Genomic DNA, 19,443 nt, shown 5'->3' on the forward strand with positions numbered 1-19,443 from the left:
CGGGAGGGGAGAAGCATGAAGCGGTGGCGCGGCTGGCTTTTATGGGGAATGTTGTTTTGGCTGATGGCAAGCCTATGGCCGATGAAAGCAGGTGTTGTGTATGCCGATCAAACAGAGGGGGCCATTACGTTCGTTTCGGATGAGAAGATTGAGGGATGGGCGACCGCACCAGGGAGCGGCAACGGGCAAGGGAACAGCATTCGCTACTTTATGATTCGCATTCAGCCGAAGGAACAAAGCGGCACGGCAGTCAGCTACCGAGCCGAAGCGGTGGAAGCGCCGGCGGACCGAAACGGTGAGAAAAAGTATACGTTTTCTCTTGATATGCGCGGCAAGTGGCCGTCGGCTCCGGGAACGATGGTGACTTACCAAATCACCGTCGATGCGTATCGCGTGTTAGGAAATGGAAAAGAGGATGTGTATTTTTCATTCCCACAGACGCCTTATCAATATACGAGGAAAACTGAGGCGAGCACGGCTAAATTGGATTTTTCCCTCTCGTTTTCACAGCCGGAATACGCCAAGCCGCCGAACGGCGATGCCCAAGGCCGGCTCGATGTGACGCTCATTCCGCAAGGGGCTGTTTCAGGAATCATCCGCCCGCCGATCGATGTCGTGTTTGTCATGGACGTGTCGGGGTCGATGACGGCAATGAAGCTGCAAAGCGCCAAATCTGCTCTGCAAGCGGCGGTCAACTACTTTAAGTCCAATTACAACCAAAATGACCGCTTTGCTCTTGTTCCGTTTTCCGATGGAGTGCGGGAAGCAAGTGTGGTTCCGTTTGGGAAGTACTCGAATGTTGCAAGTCAGCTTGATGCCATTCTCAATACCGGCAACAGCTTGACCGCCGGCGGCGGAACGAACTATTCGGCTGCTTTGTCTCTTGCTAAATCGTATTTCACGGATCCAACGAGGAAAAAGTATATCATTTTCTTAACCGATGGCATGCCGACGGTGTTGAATACAGTCGATACGATTACGTATCGGGAGGTCAAGCAGAATTTTTGGGGTGGATATTCCTATACAGGGAATAGAGTAACCGATTCTCTTTCGGTCACATACGAATTGTACAGCGATGGACGGACTGCCGGTATCCGTTTTACCGACAACAAAGGATATTCTCGCCGATTTTACAGCGACGGCCAAGATTATGTTAATGGATGGCGGGTGTCTTGGGATAACGGCTATTCGTTCACTTACAGCAGCATCGAAGGGAAAATCCGAGCCGATGCCACAGCGGTGGCGAAAACGCTCGGGATGAACAATATCACCCTTTACTCAATCGGCTTCGGCGACAATGATGAAGTCGATATGGACTATTTACGGTCGCTTTCAGCGACTGCCGGCGGCGAGGCGCGGCAAGGAACGACGCAAAATTTGACCGCTTTGTTCCAACAGTTTTCCCAGCTTGCCACCACGCCAGCGATCACAGGAACGATCCGCATCCCGCTTTCGTCGTTTGGCGGTAATGTCGCCGTTGCGGAAAACGGCCAAGTATGGCTGGATGAAAACAAGCAAAACGCGTATATTTCGTTTTCCATCCCGTACCAAGTTGGTCAAGGCACTCCGGCGCCGGTGACGATTCCGATTCCCGTGTCATTTAAAGCAAAAGGGACATATACGTTCACTGCTGAACTGACGTATCGCGATGTGTATGGCCAACTGCAGCCGGCTGTGACGAAAACGGTGACCGTCACGGTCAAAGACGAAGCGCCGCCGTCGTTTACTGGAACGGTGAAGCTGCAAGGGCTGACCAATGATGTCACAAGCTTAATCAAACGGGGGGCAACCGATGGCGACGACAACCGCTTCCGGGCCACGTATTCGTTGTCGCTTGTCGGGTATGTCGGCAATGCGACCGGGACGATCAGCAATGTGAGCATTGTCCAAGAACTGCCCGATGGCATCTCCGTTGTTCCCGATGGCAAAGTCACAACCTATGTGGAGAATGGCAAGCGTTATGCCAAATGGTCTTTCACCAATCAAACGTTCGACTACAGCCAGCTCAACAAACTGACGCTCTCGGCGCAATGGGTGATGCAGGCTGACTTTGCCATGAACAGTGTTCAATTGCCGCCAGCTTCGGTGACATTCACCGACAGCCGTTATGGCGCCAAAACATCGACGCTCGTTCCGCCGGCGGAACGAATCGGCATGACAGTTCGTTTGGATGATTTTCCAAACTTTTACTATGAAGGGGATGGAAAGGGTACTATTACAAAACACAAATTTTCTGCTTTATCAGACGACATTGTCGGACAGGCGAATCCTAATTCATATGGATTATTGCCGTTGCCTGTTAAAGCGCTGGAGTATGACCCGAATGATGATGGCGTGCTGCTTGTCACGTACAGCAACGGCCAGACGGTATCGGTGTACATTAAGCCTCATCTTTCCGTTGTGACAGCCAATGGCGTCTTGCCAAACGGAGCGACGACTTATGAGGTTCCGACCGTTAAAATAACCGGGTTGGTAGCCGGTGAAGGGGTGTCATATCAGTACCAAGCAGTGCGAAATGGGGTGGCATCCGCTTGGACGCCGCTCTCGTCGCCGTATGTTGTTGCCATTTCCAATGACGGTTCCTACACGGTGAATGTGCAGGCGTCAGGAGGATTGACGAGAGGAACGGGTTTAACGAGCGCGGCGTTTACGTATACAAAGCGGATTACGGACCTGCAGCTTGGTTCATATCAGCCGACGATGAATGTCGGAGATACGCAGACGATTCCAGTGACGATCGTTCCGAGCGACGCGACGAACCCAACGCTTGCGTGGACATCAAGCGACCCGAATGTCGCATCCGTAGACCAAAACGGCACGGTGACAGCGCTAAAGCCTGGAATGGTTACGATCACCGTCCGCGCGACTGATGGCAGCAACGCGTCGGCATCGGCGGCCATCAAGGTGATGAATCCGTACGTGGCGCTTCAAGGTATGGAGTTCCGCCGTCCGGTGTTGTATATGAAAGTCGGCGAACGGCTTGACGCAGCACCTGAGCTTCGTTTTGTTCCGTCCAATGCAAGCGATCGAACGCTCCGCTCTGTGACATCGTCTGACTCCCGGTTTGTCGACGTTGTCCAAGAAAATGGCCGATGGTATTTGGAAGCAGTGGATGTCGGCTATGCGTATGTGACGGCGACCGCCAATGCGAGAACGCCGGATGGCAGGCCAATTCAAGCCTCAGTGTGGGTCTTTGTCCAACCGCGTGAAGATGAGGGGGGAAGCGGCAGCAGTGGTGGGCGTTGGTAATGATGAAAAAAGCGGCCTCCTGAATTGGAGAGCCGCTTTTTTTCGTTTGTCCAGAGGATCGAGAGGATGAGAGAGGGAATTTAGCCATCTTCGTTCACTCAACTTCAAGCCGGTCGGCGACGAGCGAGATTTGATTGACAAACGGCAATCCTGTTCCTTGTTCGACTAACACCCGTGGATTATATTTGACGATCAGACGGGATTGTTGCATGTCAGAGCTTGGAATGAAGTTCCCCGGCTCACCGTCTTTCGGCTCGATCCGGCCGCGAAAGGCGTTGATGACGAGCCCGTTGATGTCTGTATCCGGAGCAGCCGCTCCGTTCCCGCGGGCGAACAACCCGCCTTCAATGTACAAATACGATCCGACAGCATAAATCGTCGCGCTGCTGTCCGTATAAAAATACCCTTTTAAGTTCGGGATTTCACTTGAGTCTTGAAATTCATTGATGCGGGCGATATCGAGCGTGCCTTTGGACAACAACACGAGCCCTTTTCCATCCGCTCCGTCGATATGGCTGTTGTAAATGGTCGTCTTGCCAGTGACGTAAATGCTCGCGTTCAACGCCAAGTTTCCGGTGAGCGTCAAATCACCGAACACGATCAAATTGCCGCGCACAGCCGCTGTTGATTTTGTCGGTCCTTCAATGCGGAGATCGCCATTGACAATGAGCCATTGGTTTTGGCCATTTTGCTGCACGTCAATGTCGCGATAAAGGGTGATCTCCTTCCCTTCTGCGTCCAACCAAAGCGGCTTGTCTTTTGGCATCTGATTGATGGATTGTTCATACGGCGTTTCGTCGTCTGTCACGACCCGAGACAATTTCCCTTCTTGATAAAGCTCCCGCGCTACATCGAGCGGCGGCTGGTGATCGTTTTCAATGCGCTCGATATACGCTTGTTGGGTTTCAGGCGACAACGGCGAGAGACCGGCCGCTTGAAGCAATTTATCTTTCACGGTGCGCTCGAAATCAGTATCGATGAAATCGTCCGTCTCTTGTTGAATGAGAGGGCCGCCATCGTCCGGCCATCCTGGGAAGAAAAGGCCTTCTTCCATTTGGAAAGCTCGGCCGCCAGTCTTCCAGCAACTGCTCGTTTGCGTGCATGAAAACAGCAGCTTGTCATGAATGTGCCAAATCGAATCGTTCATTGATGCGGGCAGTCCGGCATCGATAGGAGCGATCGTTAACTCGCCGCTTTTTTTCACGTAGTTTGCCGCGTTGCTGATGTAAGCGCTTTGTCCGGCGTATACGTTTCCTTGCTCCACGTAGACGCCGCCGTTTAAGATGACTGTTTCTTTTGATCCGAGCGCGTATTTGAGAAAGCTGGGCGTATTTGTTAAAAAGACGAGCCGTTTGACTTTCCGCTCGCGATGGCCGTCCGTAAACGGTTTGGACAAATCGAGCGCGCGGAGGAACACTTTGTTCGTCGGAATGTTGTACAAGCGATAGGACACGTCTTCCACCTCCACGCCGTAGCGCGCTTTCAGCTTGCCGGCGATCGTATCCGGGCCGGGGGTGTCCTCGTTAATGCCGAGAAATGCATCCCATTGACTGGGGGTGAAAATGTCATGACGAACAAAAAAATCGTCGTCTGAAAGCTCAGCTTTAAGTCCAGCAATTGCTTCATTAAGCGCTGTTTTGGCTTCATGAAACGATTCGATGTTCTCGACGCGCACCGCGGTAAATCGCGCTTGCTGGACGGCGACTGTTAAAATCGTCAAGCCGAGCAAAAAAAAGAGGGTGATCATGAGCATTGTTGTCACCAAGCTGTAGCCAGCAGCGTTCAAGCGCAGTCGGTTCATCGCGGCCCCTCCCTTCATAGGACAAAATTTCGGAACGCAATACTTAAAAGCCGAATTCTGTTGTTAATGTAAACGGCGGCACATACAGCCAACCACTCGGATCGGCGTGTCGACGGTCGGAGACAATGAGACGGATCGTCATGACGCCGCTGCGGCACAGGTTGCCTTCTTTTCGTGCGCAACGGAATGAAAACGATGAAGAGTCGTCCAGCAAAAAGCGGGAAGAGGTGATCGTTTCGCCATTGATCGCGAGCGCGCCGTCTTGGATGGACATCGTCATCCGCTCGATGCTTTCCGGCTTTTTCTTTTCACGGGAGACAAGCCCGGTGTCCGCATCGGCTTTGAATTCTTGGTTTTTCACAAAAGTGACGGCCGTTAACGGCGTGTTTTCTTCTTGACTTTCCATTCCATCCGGAGAGAGCGTGTACAGCTCGTTCATTATTCGGGCCATGGCGTAGTCCGCTTCGCTGCGCAAGTCGTTTTCGATGCCGATGCGCTCGTAGGCGCGAATGCCGGTTAAAAACACCGTGTAGATAGCGCCGATGATGAGCAAAGAAATGGAAACGGCGGCCAACAGCTCGATCATCGTCATGCCGGCTTCGCTTCTAGCGGATTGTTTCATCGGTGATCACCCCTTCGACCCACGCCGTTTCGTTCGTGCGCTCGCCCCAACGGACGGAGGTGTATAATTTGATCATGTAGCCGCCGGCGTTTGATTCGGCTGCTTTTTCCGTTTCAGCGCGGATGCGCGCCTGCAGCGGCGCAGGCAAGGAAGTGAATTCCGACGATGAAGTGAATGCATCCCATGCCTCCTTGTCGTATCGGACAAGGTAAACGGAAGCTTCGTAACGGACATTGTTGATTTTCGGGGCGAACTGCGCTTCACATACCGTATGCAGTTGGCCAGATTCACCGGGAAAAAACAGCGCCGCCAACGATTCGTTGCCGCAATCGTCTTTTGTTAGCTCAAGAAACGGTGTTTGATGGTCTTCCATATACTCTTTTAGCCGGGAGAAATCTGCGTTTTTTTCAAAATAGACAGCGACGCCGCGGGCGACGTTGACGGCCACCGTCCGACCTTGGTTGTAAGACGTATGCATCATCGCATTCGTGAAAAAGTAAAACAAACCGATCGCGACGCCCGATAAAAGAGTGATGGCCAGCAACGTTTCGATCAACGTAAATCCTGCTTGACGACTAGGAAGAGGAAAATTGCTTCCCGCCATTTGTCATAACCTTCTTTCAAAATATGTAACTTTATTATACAATATTTTCGAGTCGAACTATGTAGAATTTTAGGATAAGAGAACGAGCAATGGCATATTTGTCGCGTTATTGCCAATGATACGCCGGGAAGGAACGGGTGGGCATGTGGAAAGAGGCGGTTGTTTACGTTGTTGCATTCATAGTGGCGCTGTTGGCCGTTTGGCTGCTGCCGCTTGGCTTCAGCAGGGCCGGGGGCGCGGCGGTGGTGGCGGCTGCCTTTTTGGCTGCGGGGCTGGCGCAGTTGGCCGAATCGGTGATTCCGTTATGGCAAATCGTCCTGCTCGTCGGGCTTTTGCTGTTGGCGGGCTCGTATTTGCTTGATCGTTGGTTCGGTCCGCTTCTTTACCGGTCGGTGGAGACGGAGGAAGCTGGGGAACGGAGAAAGGGAGGATGGAAAGGGAGTGGCGACCGGACGGCAGCGGGCGATAGGGATGGGACGATGGTCCAGAATGCAACGGAAAATCTAGTCGATTCGGCCTGGCCGGCAGCTTTTGGACAAAACGGCGCTTCTAGGGAATTTCAAGGCGCTGACTCGAGTCGGGAAGCGTTGCGATCGCACGTGCAGGAAACCGGTAACACCGCTTCAGGAGCGTCGCCTGCAGAGTCGGAAGCAGCTTCGGGAGAGACGGAGCGGGCGCCGAAATCCAGCGAGGAGCCCTGGGAAGAACAGACTGCTTTCTTGCTTCGATCGATGGATGGCATAGAGGAAGCCGCTTCCGATCCCGGAGCGGATCAAACCGAGCCGGAGGAGCTGCTTTCGTTGGATTCGGCCGATGCGGAGCAAAAAATGCGCTCCGTGGACCGAGACGATGCCGAGCAAGAGGAGTTTTTCCCGTTGGATTCGGATCGTGTGGAGCTGGAGAAGTTGTCCGCCTTGGATTTGGATGCAGTAGAGCCGACTGCCATGACGGGTGACGGTGGCGGGCTGGATGTTGAGCCGGCGCGCCGTCTGCGCGATTGGCTCGATGAGCTGCCTGTCTCGATGACGCCAGACATCGAAGCGGCGGTGCTGCAGGCGGGAGCGGCCGCCGACGGCCGCGGCCTGTTGCAGGCGCTTGATCTCAGCCATGAAGAAGAGGATGGGCAACTTTCCGCGTTCATGTCTTCTAGCTCGGCGGGCGTTTCTGCTGTAGAAAACGGGCTGCCTTCCGGCCAGGCAATGCCGCGTGAAGGGGCGCTTTTGGAAGAAGCAATGCCGGGTATTGTCGACTGTTCGCTGCCGGAAACGGACGAGGCTGCCGAACCGCCCCGTCAGGAGGACGCGATGAAAGCAGAGCCTGACAGGCAGGAAGGGCAACGAACGGAGCATGGCCGATCGGAAGGCGAACAATCAACCGAGCGCCGCGAGCCGGAAGAAGATGGGCAAACGGAAAGCCGGCGGGAGGAAGAGAGCGAACGGCCAGCGCGAATGATCGGTGCGGAAGTCGTGCAGGCGGTCGTTCTTGAATTGCGCCTCAACCGCCGTCGTTTGGGCGCCGCCGATTACGAGCGCTGCCTCCGCCGCTGTTTGGACGCTCCGCTTTCTGACCGCGACTATTACGTATTGGCCCGTTTGTTAATGGAACATTATGTAGTAGAACAACAGTACGGCAAGCTCGCAGCGTGGCTTGAGGAGCTCGCTGACCGTTTTCGCGCCTATCCGGCTGTGGCCGAAGAGTTGGCGCTTTGGCGGCAGTTTGCCGCAACACTAAACAGTTGGGGTGAACAAGATGAAAGCTAGCGCGCAAATCATTGGGCTGCCGATCATCAGCATTGCTGACGGTGCACAAATCGGCACGGTGAAAAGTTTGGTGATCAACCCGGACAAAGGGTCGATCGATTTTTTGACCGTGGAACAAGACGATGTGCAACTCAGTTTAAAGGCCATTCCGTTTAAAAAAGTCGTCGGCATCGGCGAGTTTGCCGTGACGGTGGAGCAAGGGCACGATGTAATTGACCTCTCGGAAATTCCGATCGCCAATCAGCTCGTCAATAAGCAAATCCGGATTAAAAATACGAAAGCCATCACGCGAAAAGGGCAGCTGCTCGGCGAAGCCCGCGAGTTTTTCGTTGATGAAGAGTCAGGGGATATTGTCGGCATCGCTCTTCAGCTCGAGAAAGGGGAAGCGGTGCTGCCGGCCTCGGAAGTGTTGACGTACGGCAAAGATATTTTGATCATCAACGACGGAGCGAACGAGTCGCTTCTTGATGACCCGGCGCAGTTGTTGAAGGCAGAGAGCATCGAGCCAACCGGCGGCATGGCGGAAGAGGACGTTTCCGCGCAAATGGAGGCGATGGCCGAAAACGCGGAAAATGTTGAAGCGCTGCAGTCGCTGAGGGAAAAACAAGTTGCGCTGTTAGCTGGAAAGCGGCTGACAAAAGATATTTATGATGCAGACGGCCGCCTGCTGTTTAAAGCGGGCACTCTGCTTGGCGAAGAGGATGTGCGCAAGGCGCAAGAGGCGGGGCCAAGCGTCATCGTCGATGTCTCGATGAATGTGGAGGCGTAATGGAGGAGGGTCGGCGGTGAAAAAGGCTGCCGCGTGGAAATTGTTTGTTGTCATGGCTGTTTGCACCGTTTATTTTATCGCTTTTTCGCATCTGGGCACCTTCGCCTATGATGTTTTGGCCCCGGATGACGGCCGCCTTGGCCCGGGCACGGCGGTCGGTCCGGTGTCACTCTCCGGCATGACGCCGGAAAGAGCCCGACAGGCGGTTGTCGAGCGGGTGAACGAGTGGCGGGCGACCGCTTCCATTTCTTTGCAGTACCAAGAAAAGCGCATTGACCTGCCGGCGGACGCGTTTGCGTTCCGTCTTGCCGAGAGCACGAAGCGGTTTGTCGACGGGAGGCGCACGCCGCTGTTTGTGATCGCTGATTTAGAAAAATGCCTCCAAGCGGCGGCAGCCATCGTTCCGCCGGCGGCGTTATCGGCGCTTGACATCAAGAAGCTTGGGGCGGATTTAGAGGGACAGGCGGCTCAGCTGCAAAAGCCATCATCTCCGATCGACTTGGCTCGCTACATATCGTTTGCAAACGGCCGGCAGCCGGTCGTCAGCGAAGCGGCCGCATCGGCGCTTGACTCTTCGGCCGTCCGCTGGCTGTCTGGCGAGCGGCGCGCGGTGATCAAAGCGAAACAGCTGTTTTCGTTTGGCGATTATATGAAAAAGGTGAAGGCCGATTTGTCTGATGAAGCGGCCGATGCGATCGCTTCAGCGGTGTACCGGGCGGTGCTGGCGACCAATTTCACTGTCGTGGAGCGCTATACGAGCCGTATGTTGCCGGATGGAGTGACGCCCGGTTTTGAGGCGGCCATTAGCGGCGGCCGCGATTTGGAATGGTTCAACCCAAACACGACCGACTACACGCTTCTTCTCCGGCATGATGGACGAAAGGTGCGTGTTGCCATTATCGGGTTGCCGTTTGCCTATCAATATATCATTCGCCTAGGCGAGGCGGAGTCTATCGAACCGCGTGTCATCGTCCGCTATGACGCGCGCCTGGCGCCGGGCGAGAAGAGGACGGAACAGATCGGACGGCCGGGGCTGGTTGTGACGGTGGAACGCGAAGTGCGTGACGGCGCTCGGCTCGTGCGCAAAGAAACGGTGAGCGAAGATTTTTATCCGCCAACGTATACGATTAACGTGCGCGGCCTTGAAGTGCCGGAAGGCAATGTTGGGCAAAGCGGCGACGGAGAAGGCGGAACGATGGAGCCGGCGAATGGGGTGACGGAAAACAACGGAGCGGCGAACCAACCGGATTCGACTGCGGAAAACAGCGGCGGGAATATAGAGAGCCGGACCGCGTCAAAGAAAGGCGATGAGGCGGGCAACGGGGAATCGGCCCCCGCCGCTGGCAGTGAAGAGAAGACGGATGCGGGCGGAGGGGAGGAAAAATGAGCAAAAAGCAGGAACGGAAACGGCTTGGTGATTTGCTTGTCGAAGCGGGATTGATCACCGAAAGCCAGCTGGCCGAGGCGCTGCGCGAGAAGGCGCCCGGGCAAAAGCTCGGCGACGCCTTGTTGCAGCGCGGCTACATCACGGAACAGCAGCTGATTGAGGCGCTCGAGTTTCAGCTCGGCATTCCGCACGTCAGTTTGTACCGGTACCCGATCGATCCGAAAGCGACAAACCTCGTGCCGAAAGAGTTTGCCCGCCGCCATATGGTCATGCCGCTCAAGGTGGAAGGCGATCGGCTGCTCGTTGCCATGGCCGATCCGATGGATTTTTTTGCCATCGACGATTTGCGCCTGTCGACCGGGTTTCAAATTGAAACGGCGATCGCTTCAAAAGACGATATTTTGCGGGCGATCAATAAATATTACGACATCGACGAAGCATTTGAGGATTTTTTGCAAACGCCGCCGCCTGAGGTGCGCGACGACGAGCGGGCTGCTGAGGACGATTCTCCCATCGTTCGTTTGGTGAACCAAATTTTGCAGCTTGCTGTTGAACAGCGGGCGAGCGACATTCATATCGATCCACAGGAGACGAAAGTGCTCATCCGCTATCGGATCGACGGCCTGCTTCGCACCGAACGCGCGCTGCCGAAACATATGCAAAGCATGTTGACGGCGAGAATTAAAATTTTGGCCAATATAGACATCACCGAACACCGCGTGCCGCAAGACGGACGGATCAAAATGGACATCGATTTTCATCCGGTTGATTTGCGCGTTTCAACGCTGCCGACCGTATACGGTGAGAAAATCGTCATGCGCGTCCTCGACTTGGGCGCAGCTTTAAACGATATTCATAAACTTGGCTTCAATCCGGTTAATTTAGATCGATTCATCCGCTTGATCGAGCGGCCGAACGGCATCGTCTTGATCACCGGACCGACCGGTTCGGGGAAATCGTCGACGCTCTATGCGGCGCTCAACCATTTAAACAGCGAGCACGTGAACATTATTACGATTGAAGATCCAGTCGAATATCAGATCGAGGGCGTCAACCAAATTCAAGTCAACCCGAATGTCGGCTTGACGTTCGCCCAAGGGCTCCGCTCGATTTTGCGTCAAGACCCGAACATCATCATGGTTGGAGAGATTCGCGACCGCGAGACGGCGGAAGTGGCGATCCGCGCTTCGCTCACCGGTCATTTAGTGTTGAGCACGCTCCATACGAACGATGCATTAAGCACGATCACCCGCCTGATCGATATGGGGATTGAGCCGTTTTTAGTGGCCACATCGCTCGCCGGCGTTGTCTCGCAGCGGCTTGTGCGCCGCGTCTGCCGCGACTGCCAAGAGGTTTATGAGCCGACGAAGCGGGAGCGGGACATTTTCGCCCGCCGCGGCATTGAGGTTCATCAACTTGTCCGCGGCCGCGGCTGCCCGATGTGCAACATGACCGGTTACCGCGGACGGCTGGCGATTCACGAGTTGCTTGTTGTCACCGATGAGATGCGGCGCGTCATTTTAAACAACGAGCCGTTTTCGAAATTGCGCGAGCTTGCCCTGCAAAACAAAATGATTTTTTTGCTGGATGATGGGCTGTTGAAAGTGAAGCAAGGGTTGACCACGCTTGAAGAAGTGCTGAAAGTGGCCATTTTGCATTGATGGGTGAGACGGATGAAGGAAAAGCTTGAGGCGTTATTGCGCGCGGCCTTTGAATGCCGCGCTTCCGACGTGCATTTGACCGTCGGTGCGCCGCCGATTTTTCGCGTGAACGGGGAGTTGAGAGCTTACGGCCATGAGCGCCTGCACCCGGAGGAAACAGAGCAAATGGCGAAAGCCGTCATTCCGGCGCCGCTTTGGCAGCAGTTTCAGGAAACCGGAGAGCTTGATTTTTCGTATGGCATTGCCGGCGTTTCCCGCTTTCGCTTAAACGTGTTTAAACAGCGGTCATGCGTGTCGCTCGCCGTGCGCCTCATCCCGGTGCGCATCCCGACGCTGGAGGAGCTTGGCCTGCCGGATGTCTTAAAGCGCATCGCCGAAAAGCCGCACGGACTCGTGCTTGTCACCGGACCGACCGGCAGCGGCAAATCGACGACATTGGCGGCGATGATCGACTATATGAACAAAACGATGTCGAAACATATCATCACGCTGGAAGATCCAATCGAGTATTTGCATAAACACGGGAAATCGATCATCGACCAACGCGAGGTGGGATTCGACACTGGCAGTTTTGCCGCCGGATTGCGCGCTGCGCTTCGTCAAGATCCAGACGTCATTTTAGTCGGGGAAATGCGCGATTTGGAAACAATCCAAACGGCAATCACCGCCGCGGAAACGGGCCATTTAGTGCTTGGCACGCTTCATACGGCGAGCGCGCCGGCGGCGATTGAGCGGATGATTGACGTCTTTCCGCCGGCCCAGCAGGCGCAAATCCGGCTGCAGCTTGCTTCCGTGCTCGTTGCCATCATCGCTCAGCGCTTGTTTCCAAACAGACACAAAACCGGGCGGACGGTAGCGCTGGAAATTTTAGTGAACAATGCGGCCGTCGCCAACTTAATCCGCAACGAAAAAGAACATCAAATCATCAACATTATGCAAACGAGCCGCAGCATCGGCATGCAGACGATGGAAATGAGCGTTAAGGAGCTTGCAGCCGATGGACGCATCGATCCGCTGGCGGCTGAAGTGTATTTGGCGGGGGAGCGTGGGGACGATGGCGCAGTTTAAGTACGAGGGGCGCGACCGAAGCGGACGGAAAAAAGCTGGAGTGATCACTGCCGTTTCGCAGCGCGAGGCGGCGGCAAAGCTTCGGGAAAAAGGAATTCGCCCGCTGGCGCTTGCCGAAGTGCCGCCGTCCATATGGAACAAAGAAATTTCGTTTGGCCGCGCCGTCAAACTGCAGCACTTTGTCATCTTTTTGCGCCAGTTCGCAACGCTTGTGCGCGCCGGGGTGACGATCGTCGATTCGATCCGCATTTTGGCGGAGCAAACGGAAAGCAAGCCGCTCGCTAAGACGCTTCTTGACATCGAACAGTCATTGCGCAGCGGGAACCCGCTCTCAGCGGCAGCGGCGAATCATCCGCGCATCTTTCCGCCGCTGTTTGTCAACATGGTGCGCGCCGGTGAAGCGAGCGGGACGCTTGACGAGACGCTTGACCGCTTGGCCGATCATTTTGAAAAAATGCATCGGACGCGGCAAAAAATCGCCTCGGCGCTCGCCTATCCGATTGCTGTTGCCATCATTGCCACCGCGGTCGTTATTTTTTTGCTTGTCGCCGTTGTGCCAACGTTCGTCGAAATGTTCGCCGAGTTTCACGCCGAACTGCCGGCGATTACGAAGTTTGTGCTCAAGGCAAGCAGTGTGATGCAGCGGTATTGGTGGGCCGTCGTCCTGCTTTTTGCCGGCGTGTACGCATCGTTTGTGGTTCTTCGGCGGCAAAAGACAACGAAGTACTATTTGGATTATGCCGCCCTGCGGATGCCGATGTTCGGCACGCTCGTGCAAAAAGCGGCGCTCGCCCGCCTGACACGGACGCTCAGCTCGCTTGTTGCAAGCTCGGTGCCGATTTTAGAGGCGCTTTCCATCGCCGGGCGCGTCGTTGAAAATGAAGTGATCGCATCTGTGCTGGCTGAAGCGCGGACCTCCCTCGAGCGCGGGCAATCGCTCTCGGAGCCGATCCGCCGCCATTGGGCGTTTCCGCCGCTTGTTGCGCAAATGATCACGATCGGCGAACAGACCGGTGCGCTTGACGCCATGCTCGGCAAAGTTGCTGATTTTTACGAAGCGGAAGTCGATGCGGCCACCGACCGGTTGAAATCGCTCATCGAACCGCTCATGATCGTGCTTCTCGCCGGCGTCGTCGGGACGATCGTCACTTCGATCATCGTGCCGATGTATGATATTTTCAACCATATTCAACAATAAAATAAGAATATATTCCTATTTTTCTCCTTATGTTGTAGAATAATAGGGAAAACAGGCTAAAAATGAAAGAAAGGGAGAGTGAACCATGTTCAAACGGGTGTTGAAAAACGAGCGCGGCTTGACGCTCATCGAACTGCTCGCCGTCATCGTCATTTTAGGGATTATCGCGGCGATTGCCATTCCGGCGATCGGGGGGTTGATTGACAATTCGAAAAAAGACGCGCACGTTTCGAATGCGCAGCAAATGATCAACGCAGCGAAAATCGCCGTGACGGCGGATAAGGATTTGATACCGGCGAATGGGAAGGCCAAAATCATTACATTAGCCTATTTAGAGAATAAAGGATATTTGGAAACAGTTAAAGATCCTGATAAATCTGAAGGTGGCTATAAAGAAGGAAACGATGAAGTAATCGATACCACAGTTGACAGTGATGGAAAACCTAATAGTGAGCCAGCGAATAGTTCTTATGTAGTCATTATAAATAATAACAACAAGCTATCGTATATGGTTAAGCTAATCAATGCTTCACGGGGAGTGCAAGACGCAAATAGCAAAGCTGTTGCGGAAGATAATTTGAAACGTTCTGAAGTTCGTCAATGGTTTAAGTGACATGCAATACATTTTCGTGTTTCTTTGTTCCCTCCTCCTCGCCTCATTTTTCAACGTTGTCGGGCTGCGGGTGCCGGTCGGGGAGTCAATCATCAGGCCGCGGTCGCATTGTCCGGCGTGCGGACGGACGCTATCGGCGGGGGAGCTCATTCCGGTTGTGTCGTATGTCGTGCAGCGCGGGCGGTGCAAAGGGTGCGGGGGGCGCATCTCCCCCCTTTACCCGGCGATGGAATTGGCCACCGCTGCCTTGTTTACGGCCGCGCCGATGTGGGTCGGCTGGAGCGGGCGGCTCGTTGTGGCGTGGACGTTGATCAGCTTGTTTGCCATCATTGTCGTCTCCGATCTTCGCTACATGCTCATCCCCGACCGGGTGCTTTTGGTGTTTGCCGGTTTGTTTTTGGTTGAGCGGCTTGTGATTCCGTTTTTGCCGTGGGCCGATATGCTCCTTGGGGCGGCGGTCGGATTTTCGCTTTTATGGCTGATCGCCGTTTTGTCCAAAGGCGGGATGGGGGGCGGCGATGTGAAGCTGTTTGCCGTGCTTGGGTTTGTGCTCGGTTGGAAAATGGTGTTGCTCGCGTTTTTCTTGGCGACGTTGTACGGAACGGTGATCGGGCTTGTCGGCATGGCGTTGGGCCGCGTGCGGCGCGGCAAGCCGATGCCGTTTGCGCCGGCGATCGCACTCGGGGCGTTGACCGCGTTTTTCTTCGGAGAAGCGATCGTGCGCGCGTATATTTCACTCATTATGTAAAGACGGCAGAAAGGAAGCGGAATGAAGATGGCGTTATGGCGGCGAAAGGCGAAACAGGCGAACATCATCATCAAAGATCATGTCCTCCGCTATGTGGAAGCAAAGCCGGGGCAGCCGCCCGAGGCGAGGCGATGGGGCGAGCGAGCCTTGCCGCCCGGCATCATTCGCGATGGAAAAATCGCCGATCGGGAAACGTTGGCGATGATTTTGGACGAATGTGTTGACGAATGGAAACTTGACGGGCGGCGTGTCCGCTTTGTCGTTCCTGATCCGTTTGTGATGATCCGCCATTTGCCGCTTCCCGCTCATTTGCCGGACGAGGACATCCGCGGCTATTTGTTTATGGAGCTTGGTGAATCGATTCCGCTTCCGTTCGCCGATCCGGTGTTTGACTACGTCGTGGCCGAGAGAACAAGCGAGGTGCTGAACGTGCTGTTGTTTGCCGCGCCGGAAGAGGCGGTGGCCGAATATGCGGCGCTCTTGGAAGACGCCGGCCTGCGCCCGGTGGCGGCCGATGTGTCCCCGCTTTGCGCCTATCGCCCGTTTTTTGTTGCCGGACAAGCCGCGGCGGACGACCACATTTTGCTTGTCCAGTTTGACGAATCGGCTGTCAATTTGAGCGTCTTCCACCGCCATTTGCCGCAGTTTATGCGCCATGTGCCGCTTGAGGCGCCCGGGGAGCCGACGGCGGCGATCGTCGACCCGTTTATTGACGTGTATAAAGAAATCGAGCGGATGATGAGCTTTTATTCGTTTTCCATCCAGCAAGGAAAACAGCAAATTACGCGCCTCTTCCTCACCGGCGACCATCCGCGGCTTGACGATGTGTTTGCCGTTATGTCGGAGCGGCTTGATGTGCCGCCGGAGCGGCTTTCTCGCTCGCTTGATCCGTTGCCGGACCGTTATCATCTCGCCTGGGGTTTGGCGTTGAAAGAAGGAATGGCTGACCATGATCGTTGACATCAACTTGCTGCCGCGCAAAGAGCCGCGCCGTGCGGCGGGCGCCGTGCTGGCGGCCTTCGCCGTTTTGCTTCTGCTGCTTGGCGCTGGGGGAGGCTACTGGCTGATGGAGCGTGCGAATCAACGGCTCGCGGCGCTTGAAGGGGAGCTTCGGCAAGTGCGCGCCGAGCAGGCGGCGATGGAGGCGAAGGGAAAAACGACGGAGCAGCAGCAAGCTGAGCAAGAGCTTGCTAAAGCGGTCGAATGGGCGAACCGTTATCCGCTCAAAACGGTGCCGCTGTTGCGCGCGTTGGCCAAACAACTGCCGGAGCGCGGCTTTATCATGAACTTTTCGTATGCCGGTCAAAAGACGGTGACGATGACAGTGCAGTTTGATGCGGCGGAAGAAGCGGCCTATTATTTAGATCGGCTTGAGGAAGTTCATTTGGTCAAAGCCGTCAAATTGACCGGCATCTCGGCCAGCGGCGAAAGCGGCGGGGCAGAGGGGGAAACGATCGTGCCGCGGTATATCGCGCAATATGAGCTGGAACTTCAGCCGACAGGAAAAGAGGGGGACAACGAATGATGGGCCGTTTTGGAAAATGGCCGCTCGTGTTTACCGGGGTGTTTCTTCTTGCCGCTCTTTTGTTTGCCGCTTTCTATGTTTTTGTGCTCATGCCGCGCTACGAACAAATGGATCGGCTCGAGGCGGTCGTACAAAGCGAGAAAAACGTGTTGGCTGCAATGAAAAAGCAGGCGGCGGGGAATCGAGAAGAAACGGCAGAGAGCCTGGCGGCTTTGCAGAGGAAAGTGCCGGTGCGCCCGTTCGCCGACCAACTGTTGCTGGCGTTTCAAAAAGCGGAATATATTTCTGACAGCCGGCTATTGAGCGTCAGCTTCGCTGAAGGGCAAGGAACCGGAGAATCTCCTTCGCAAGGGAACGCGAATGGAGCGGAAAGCAAGGCGTCCGGAGACAAGGCGTTGATTCCTCCAAGCGGCATCCAGTCTATTACCGCCCAATTGACGGTGGAATCTCCCTCCTATTATCAGCTTGAACGGTTTTTAGAGGTGCTTGAGCACTCCGAGCGCATTTTGGCGGTGGAAGGATTGACGTTTACCGGCCCGTCGGAGTTGACGTCCACCGCTGTCGACGTGCAACCGCTCGCCTATTCCATCAATGTCCGCGCCTTTTACGCGCCGCAACTTGAGAAATGGAAGCAGCTCATTCCCATCCGCGATGTCCCTCCGCCAAGCGGCAAAGACAATCCGCTCGTGGAAGTGGCGCCGCCTTCGGGCCGGTAGCGGGGATGGTGGAAGGCCGATATGCTCATTCGCATGAAGCGGGGGATGACCCTCATTGAGCTTTTGGCTGTGCTTGTCATCATCGGTATTGTGGCGATGATCGTCGGTCTTGCCATGTGGACGGTGATTGATCGGGCGCGCGAGCGGGCGTTTGTTTCCGATGCGTATGGACTATATGAAGCGGCGCGGCTGTATGTCGGCGCCGAGAAAGTGGAATTTTTGCCAGCCCGTTCTTCTGCCATATTGTCGTATGGAGAATTGGTGGGCAACGGTTTGCTGGATCCAATCGAAGATCCGTTTACCGGAAATGTATTGCCGCCGGAAACGAATCCATCGTACGTGCTTGCCACGAAGCGGGAAGACGGCGGGATCGATTATGCCGTTTGCTTAAAAGGCGAGACAAAGCAGCTTTGCACCTATGAGGGGCGCGAGCAGCCGATTCCTGTCGAAGCGCTGGGGACCGAGGCGATTCGCAACCGTTGATGTCGGAAAATGAAGAACAGAAGCGGGGACAAGACGACAAATGTCTTGTTCTTTTTTTTTCCGTTTGTGGTAAGATAGGCGAAAGAAATCGAAGCATGAAGAAGGACGGTGGCCAAATGGACAAGCAGCGCATGCGCATTATGGTGAATATCAACGGCAAGCCCCGCCCATTTACCGTGGAGCGTTCGTCGGAAGGACGGCCGTCCGAGGAGTCGGGTGGATATCCGGTGGACAGCCATCTAGGGAAAGGACAGCGAGCAGAAAACGAGGCGGATGACAGCTGCCAAGTGAGCGCGTTTCAAGAAGGCGGGCCATCCGCAGGCAAGCCATCAACAGGCCTGTGGTTTACGGAGGATGGGCAAGTTCGAGAAGAGGTTGAAACGACGGGTTGGGAAGAGGCGGCCGCCCTTGAGGCGGATGAACGGGTCATTTCCGTTTCCGAGGCGATGCAACAAAAGAAAAGCGGCAGACGTCGGACATGGCGGCTGCCGGCTCAAGCCAAGTCGCTGCTCGCCGCCGCGTTGGTCGCTGCGTTGGTCGGCATGGCGTTTGGCATGACGGTGCTACGCATCATTCCGAAGGAAAAATTGGCTTCGTCGCCGGCATCTGAAGCGATGACGGAATTGACAAAGCCTGAAACAGCGGCGGGCGAAGAAGGAAGAGAAAGCGTCATACGAGCGCCGTTTTCCATTGCGGTCATTCAAGCTGGCGTCTATTCGAATGCGGCGGCGGCCAAGCAGGCGTCCGAATCGATCAAAACAGCAGGCGTGCCGGTCGTCGTCGCGGGGCAAAAACCGGCAGCGCTCTATATCGCCGTCGGCGCGGATAAGGAAACGTTGCGGACGGTCAACGACCAATACCGCCAAAGGGTGCCAAGCACGTATGTCAAAGAGCTGTCGTTTGCCGCCGAAGCGGCGGCGCGCCGGTCGGAGGCCATCCAAAAAGGGGAGGTTTTGTATGAAAACATGGCAGCGGTCTCCGCGGCTTTGCTTGGCGGCAGGAAAGCAGGAGAAGATGACTGGCAGGCGCTCCAAAAGGCGTATGACGCGTTAGAAAAAAGCAACGCTTCAAGCGACAAAACAGTCGGTCGGTATGTTGAAGCGCTGAAGCAGGCGTATGTCGCCCTTGCCGCATACAAAGAGCAACGGGACGAAGCGCTGTTGGCCAAAGCCCAGCAACAGCTGCTCGAGGCGCTCGCCGTTTATATCGAATTGGTGCCGCTAGGGAGCTAGAAGCCCC

Annotated in this window: 17 protein-coding genes; 14 read left to right on the forward strand and 3 right to left on the reverse strand. The window is 55.2% G+C overall.

Annotated elements, in window-relative coordinates:
- The first annotated feature begins 15 nt into the window (after window positions 1-15).
- Window positions 16-3,249: a VWA domain-containing protein gene (locus GC56T3_RS04650; RefSeq protein WP_013144594.1), complete on the forward strand. Its 3,234-nt coding sequence runs from the start codon at window positions 16-18 to the stop codon at window positions 3,247-3,249.
- A 94-nt stretch (window positions 3,250-3,343) separates the two neighbouring features.
- Here GC56T3_RS04650 and GC56T3_RS04655 read toward each other — a convergent pair whose 3' ends face one another.
- Genes GC56T3_RS04655 through GC56T3_RS04665 form a run of 3 tightly spaced genes read right to left on the reverse strand, consistent with a single transcriptional unit; the run spans window position 3,344 to window position 6,276 of the window.
- On the reverse strand, window positions 3,344-5,050 hold the full coding sequence (locus GC56T3_RS04655; protein WP_013144595.1) for a hypothetical protein: 1,707 nt from the start codon (window positions 5,048-5,050) through the stop codon (window positions 3,344-3,346).
- A 43-nt stretch (window positions 5,051-5,093) separates the two neighbouring features.
- Window positions 5,094-5,672, reverse strand: a complete 579-nt coding sequence (locus tag GC56T3_RS04660; RefSeq protein ID WP_013144596.1) for a PilW family protein — start codon at window positions 5,670-5,672, stop codon at window positions 5,094-5,096.
- The gene (locus GC56T3_RS04665; RefSeq protein WP_013144597.1) at window positions 5,656-6,276 is read right to left on the reverse strand and encodes a prepilin-type N-terminal cleavage/methylation domain-containing protein; all 621 of its coding nucleotides are present in this window, start codon (window positions 6,274-6,276) and stop codon (window positions 5,656-5,658) included. Before GC56T3_RS04665 ends, GC56T3_RS04660 begins: the two co-directional genes overlap by 17 nt.
- A gap of 143 nt (window positions 6,277-6,419) precedes the next feature.
- Here GC56T3_RS04665 and GC56T3_RS04670 point away from each other — a divergent pair, with 143 nt between their 5' ends.
- The 13 genes from GC56T3_RS04670 to GC56T3_RS04730 all read left to right on the forward strand — a co-directional run bounded on the left by GC56T3_RS04670 (window position 6,420) and on the right by GC56T3_RS04730 (window position 19,436).
- Window positions 6,420-8,036: a hypothetical protein gene (locus tag GC56T3_RS04670; RefSeq protein WP_013144598.1), complete on the forward strand. Its 1,617-nt coding sequence runs from the start codon at window positions 6,420-6,422 to the stop codon at window positions 8,034-8,036.
- Window positions 8,026-8,805, forward strand: coding sequence for a PRC-barrel domain-containing protein (locus GC56T3_RS04675; protein WP_013144599.1), 780 nt, complete (start codon window positions 8,026-8,028; stop codon window positions 8,803-8,805). Before GC56T3_RS04670 ends, GC56T3_RS04675 begins: the two co-directional genes overlap by 11 nt.
- A gap of 16 nt (window positions 8,806-8,821) precedes the next feature.
- The gene (locus tag GC56T3_RS04680; RefSeq protein WP_013144600.1) at window positions 8,822-10,192 is read left to right on the forward strand and encodes a VanW family protein; all 1,371 of its coding nucleotides are present in this window, start codon (window positions 8,822-8,824) and stop codon (window positions 10,190-10,192) included.
- A complete protein-coding gene (locus GC56T3_RS04685; protein WP_013144601.1) occupies window positions 10,189-11,853 on the forward strand; it encodes a GspE/PulE family protein in 1,665 nt (554 codons plus the stop codon). Before GC56T3_RS04680 ends, GC56T3_RS04685 begins: the two co-directional genes overlap by 4 nt.
- Window positions 11,854-11,865: 12 nt before the next feature.
- Window positions 11,866-12,921 carry a type IV pilus twitching motility protein PilT gene (locus tag GC56T3_RS04690; RefSeq protein ID WP_013144602.1) on the forward strand — a complete coding sequence of 352 codons (1,056 nt, stop codon included), beginning with the start codon at window positions 11,866-11,868 and terminating at the stop codon, window positions 12,919-12,921.
- On the forward strand, window positions 12,908-14,119 hold the full coding sequence (locus GC56T3_RS04695; protein ID WP_013144603.1) for a type II secretion system F family protein: 1,212 nt from the start codon (window positions 12,908-12,910) through the stop codon (window positions 14,117-14,119). Before GC56T3_RS04690 ends, GC56T3_RS04695 begins: the two co-directional genes overlap by 14 nt.
- Window positions 14,120-14,204: 85 nt before the next feature.
- Window positions 14,205-14,732, forward strand: coding sequence for a prepilin-type N-terminal cleavage/methylation domain-containing protein (locus tag GC56T3_RS04700; protein WP_013144604.1), 528 nt, complete (start codon window positions 14,205-14,207; stop codon window positions 14,730-14,732).
- Window position 14,733: 1 nt separating this feature from the next.
- A complete protein-coding gene (locus GC56T3_RS04705; RefSeq protein ID WP_013144605.1) occupies window positions 14,734-15,480 on the forward strand; it encodes an A24 family peptidase in 747 nt (248 codons plus the stop codon).
- A 21-nt stretch (window positions 15,481-15,501) separates the two neighbouring features.
- Window positions 15,502-16,440, forward strand: a complete 939-nt coding sequence (pilM, locus tag GC56T3_RS04710; protein ID WP_013144606.1) for a type IV pilus biogenesis protein PilM — start codon at window positions 15,502-15,504, stop codon at window positions 16,438-16,440.
- Entirely contained in the window at window positions 16,430-17,005 is a 576-nt protein-coding gene (locus GC56T3_RS04715; RefSeq protein ID WP_013144607.1) for a fimbrial protein, read from the forward strand. The genes pilM and GC56T3_RS04715 overlap by 11 nt, the downstream gene beginning before the upstream one ends.
- Window positions 17,002-17,721 carry a hypothetical protein gene (locus GC56T3_RS04720; RefSeq protein WP_013144608.1) on the forward strand — a complete coding sequence of 240 codons (720 nt, stop codon included), beginning with the start codon at window positions 17,002-17,004 and terminating at the stop codon, window positions 17,719-17,721. Before GC56T3_RS04715 ends, GC56T3_RS04720 begins: the two co-directional genes overlap by 4 nt.
- A gap of 21 nt (window positions 17,722-17,742) precedes the next feature.
- Entirely contained in the window at window positions 17,743-18,204 is a 462-nt protein-coding gene (locus GC56T3_RS04725; protein ID WP_011232097.1) for a type II secretion system protein, read from the forward strand.
- Between the two features lie 116 nt (window positions 18,205-18,320).
- Window positions 18,321-19,436 (forward strand): hypothetical protein, encoded by a 1,116-nt coding sequence (locus GC56T3_RS04730; protein WP_013144609.1) that lies wholly within the window; start codon window positions 18,321-18,323, stop codon window positions 19,434-19,436.
- Window positions 19,437-19,443: the final 7 nt, after the last annotated feature.

This window comes from Geobacillus sp. C56-T3 (genome assembly GCF_000092445.1).
In the GTDB taxonomy this organism is placed as follows: Bacteria; Bacillota; Bacilli; order Bacillales; family Anoxybacillaceae; genus Geobacillus; species Geobacillus thermoleovorans.